The organism is Ruegeria atlantica (assembly GCF_001458195.1).
In the GTDB taxonomy this organism is placed as follows: Bacteria; Pseudomonadota; Alphaproteobacteria; order Rhodobacterales; family Rhodobacteraceae; genus Ruegeria; species Ruegeria atlantica.
Window position 1 is genome coordinate 1 of sequence record NZ_CYPU01000034.1, and the last position, 3,283, is coordinate 3,283.

The window sequence follows — 3,283 nt, forward strand, 5'->3', positions numbered from 1 at the left end:
AGCAGCAAATATCGGGCCAAACCTGTTCCACCAATATCGGACAGTTTCGTGGCTCACGTCGATGCCTCGCTCATGCAGCAGATCTTCGACATTCCGAAGCGAGAGCGGGAAACGGATGTACAGCATCACTGCAAGGCGAATGATCTCAGGGCTGGTTTTGAAATACTTGAAAGAGGTAGGATTGGTCATGGGCAAAAACTACGCAACCACCCTGCCCCACTCAAGCAAAGTTCTTCTGACAAGACCGGTGGGAGGATTGAGCGATGTTGGGAGCGAGACAGGAAGCGCAATCGTCGCTGTTCTATGAGTTCTCTTTGGATGACCACGTTCCTCAAGATCACCTGCTTCGGTCGATTGATCGCTTTGTCGATCTAAGCAGCATTCGAGCGCATCTCGCGGGTTTCTACAGCCACACCGGTCGTCCATCGGTCGATCCTGAACTTCTGATCCGCATGCTGCTGGTGGGCTACTGTTTTGGCATTCGCTCCGAGCGGCGGCTCTGCGAGGAGGTGCATCTGAACCTTGCATATCGGTGGTTTTGCCGCCTCGATCTCAGCGACAGGATCCCTGATCACTCGACGTTTTCCAAGAACCGTCACGGTCGTTTCCGCGACAGCGAGCTGCTGCGGTATCTGTTTGAGACGACCGTCGCGCGCTGCATCGCGGAAGGTCTGGTCAGCGGCCAGCGCATGGCAGTCGATGCCAGCCTGATTGAGGCAGATGCCAACAAACAGAACTCGACGCCGAAGGAAGATTGGGACGCATCTACCATCAATCCAGCCGATGCACCCCGTGCCGTGCGTGAGTATCTCGACACGCTGGACGAGGCCGCCTTCGGCGCGGCCAGCGAGGTGCAGCCAAAGTTCACTTCGCATTCTGATCCGGCCAGTCAGTGGACTGCTGCCCGCAAGGGCCCGGCGTTCTTCAGCTATTCCGACAATTACCTGATCGACACGGATCACGGCGTGATCATCGACGTCGAGGCGACCCGATCAATCAGGCAGGCTGAGGTTGGATCCACCAAAACCATGCTGGACCGCGTAAGGGACAAGTTCGGCATGGTCCCGGACTGGATGATTGCCGATACCGCCTACGGCTCCGGCCCGATGCTCGGCTGGCTCGTGGACCGAAAGATCGATCCCTACATCCCTGTGATCGACAAGGCCGGGCGCCCCGACGGCACCTGGACGCGCACAGACTTCGACTGGGATGCGGAGAATGACCAATACATCTGCCCAGAAGGACACGTGCTCAAGCAGTTCCGACGCAATTACTCTGATCCGAACCGGGGTCCGACGGGCAAAGGCACCGCGAAGTATCGTGCCCTGAAACTGACATGCCAGGCTTGCCCCTCCAAACAAAAGTGCTGCCCGAACGCCGACGCTAGATCGATCACGCGCGAAGACCACGAAGACGCCCGTCAGGTCGCCCGAGATCTGGCCAAGACTGATGAATACGCGATTGCGATGAAGCTCAGGAAAAAGGTGGAAATCCTCTTCGCTCACCTCAAACGCATTCTCGGGCTGGGACGGCTGCGATTACGTGGCCCATGTGGCGCGAATGACGAATTTCTTCTCGCCGCCACCGCCCAGAACCTCCGCAAATTGGCCAAGATCTTTCCTGCACCGCAGAAAACTCGCAAAGCCTGATCAAAAAGGCACTCGCGCGCTCTTCAGATCGCGACTTCCTGCGCCAGCAACACGTTGTTTTTCAACAGAATCGGCTCAAATCAGCTGTTCGCTGCAGGCTGCCTGAACGTCTGCTTTGCTGCCAGTGAGCAGATTTTGGGTTTATTGGTCCAGTGCCTAGGGTGGAAGTGCCAGCTTCAATTCCCTTCGGTGATGCCGCGTGACCACAGGTCAAGCACATAACGACAGAGTGAAAGTCACGAGCTAACCTTGATGGCTCTTTTTGAGCAAATCCACGCCGCCTCCGTAGCAAGTTTTCGCTACGTGAACTTGCGCAGACTATTCAACGCGAGATGTTTGGTTTATCGCGAGCGAAACCATTTTGATGGAGTTCAAAATGAAGCTTAGCGCACTTGAAATTGGCTGCATACTATTGGCTAGCGTAGTGGCCGGGACCGGTTTTGTAGCAGCAGCACGCGTACTGATTTCGGTAATCTGAAGTAGCCGCGCTGGGGCCGAGGTTTAGGTGGGTGTTATGCTAAATCCCGGGGTGCAAAACGTCACAAACCGGCGCGCATGGTGCTGGAAAGACTGAGAAAACCGCCCGGTAGAACAGCCTTGCCTGCCTCGCGTCCCGGTTTACGCCTGTGGCTTGGCCTGTCCTGCGCGCTGAGGGGCAAAAAAAGGATGCGGGTGCGCCATATACGCGCCATGGGATTTCCCGCGTTTGATGCGCTGGGCGGTAACGTGCTGAAATTATGGTGATATGTCTGGGGCAGCGCGGTTTCGTGTCTCCCCCATTTGGAGTATGCTCTCAATTGCTGAACACGCTTTCTTCGGATCTCAGCAGCAAACATTGGGCCAAACCTGTTCCACCACTATCGGATAGTTTCGTGGCTCAAGTCGATCCCGCGTTCGTGCAGCAGATCTTCGACATTCCTAAGCGAGAGCGGGAAACGGATGTACAGCATCACCGCCAAGCGGATAATCTCGGGACTGGTTTTGAAGTACTTGAAAGAGGCAGGTCTGGTCATGTACAAAAGCTACGCAACACCCCTGCCCTGCTTAAGCAAAGTTCTTCTGACAAGACCGAAATGTGGACACATTCTTGCAAAACGCGCTACTTTTGAAGTGGGTGGCACGTCTTGTTACTAGTAAATTCTAGTTTTTTAACTGGATTTGAGGGGGTTACTTAGTTCGGCGTGTCGCCTCACGAATTCCAAGTCAACTACAAAGAACCACGCATTACGGTAATTAAGTGTCAGAGCGTAGCCGCATGTTTCACAACATGGTCCTAGTTGGGACACTTACAACAGGTAACTGTGTTAAGCGGCGCGCATGATGGGGTTTAGCGATTTTTTGAGGGGGTACGAGTTCCGCGCGTCGCACCCCAAAATCGAAAAATCACAGGTGCTGTCAGACTAATTCGAACCAGTCTCAGTTTGCCGCGGAAACCGCGAACCTATCCGGAACAGAGTTGACGCCACTCGCTAAGAGCGGCGGCGCGGGTCAGCTTGAAGGTGCCTCGACTGGCTAGCGATCTTTCCTGGTTGAAGTGGTTGTAGACAGAGGAATGGACGGAGGCGAATTTCTGCAAACTTCGCATGCGCCTGAAACGCTGCATCGCGCGTTCGCGTCTTCGAAACGGCAGGTGC

1 protein-coding gene and 3 pseudogenes are annotated in these 3,283 nt (G+C 55.0%); 1 reads left to right on the forward strand and 3 read right to left on the reverse strand.

What is annotated here, in order from left to right:
* Positions 1-189: pseudogene (locus tag RUA4292_RS09455) on the reverse strand (IS6 family transposase); the annotation flags it as partial.
* A 74-nt stretch (positions 190-263) separates the two neighbouring features.
* Between RUA4292_RS09455 and RUA4292_RS09460 the strand changes: the two are divergent.
* Complete coding sequence (locus RUA4292_RS09460; protein ID WP_058277378.1) at positions 264-1,649, forward strand: IS1182 family transposase; 1,386 nt, start codon at positions 264-266, stop codon at positions 1,647-1,649.
* Between the two features lie 860 nt (positions 1,650-2,509).
* On the opposite strand, the pseudogene RUA4292_RS24455 reads toward RUA4292_RS09460, so the two are convergent.
* Both RUA4292_RS24455 and RUA4292_RS25280 read right to left on the reverse strand, forming a co-directional pair.
* A pseudogene (locus tag RUA4292_RS24455) lies at positions 2,510-2,662 on the reverse strand (IS6 family transposase); the annotation flags it as partial.
* Positions 2,663-3,090: 428 nt separating this feature from the next.
* Positions 3,091-3,283 (reverse strand): annotated as a pseudogene (locus tag RUA4292_RS25280) (IS6 family transposase); the annotation flags it as partial.

Coding starts and splice junctions, on each gene's coding strand:
- RUA4292_RS09460 (WP_058277378.1), top strand. CDS start 264: ATGTTGGGAGCGAGACAGGAAGCGCAATCGTCGCTGTTCTATGAGTTC.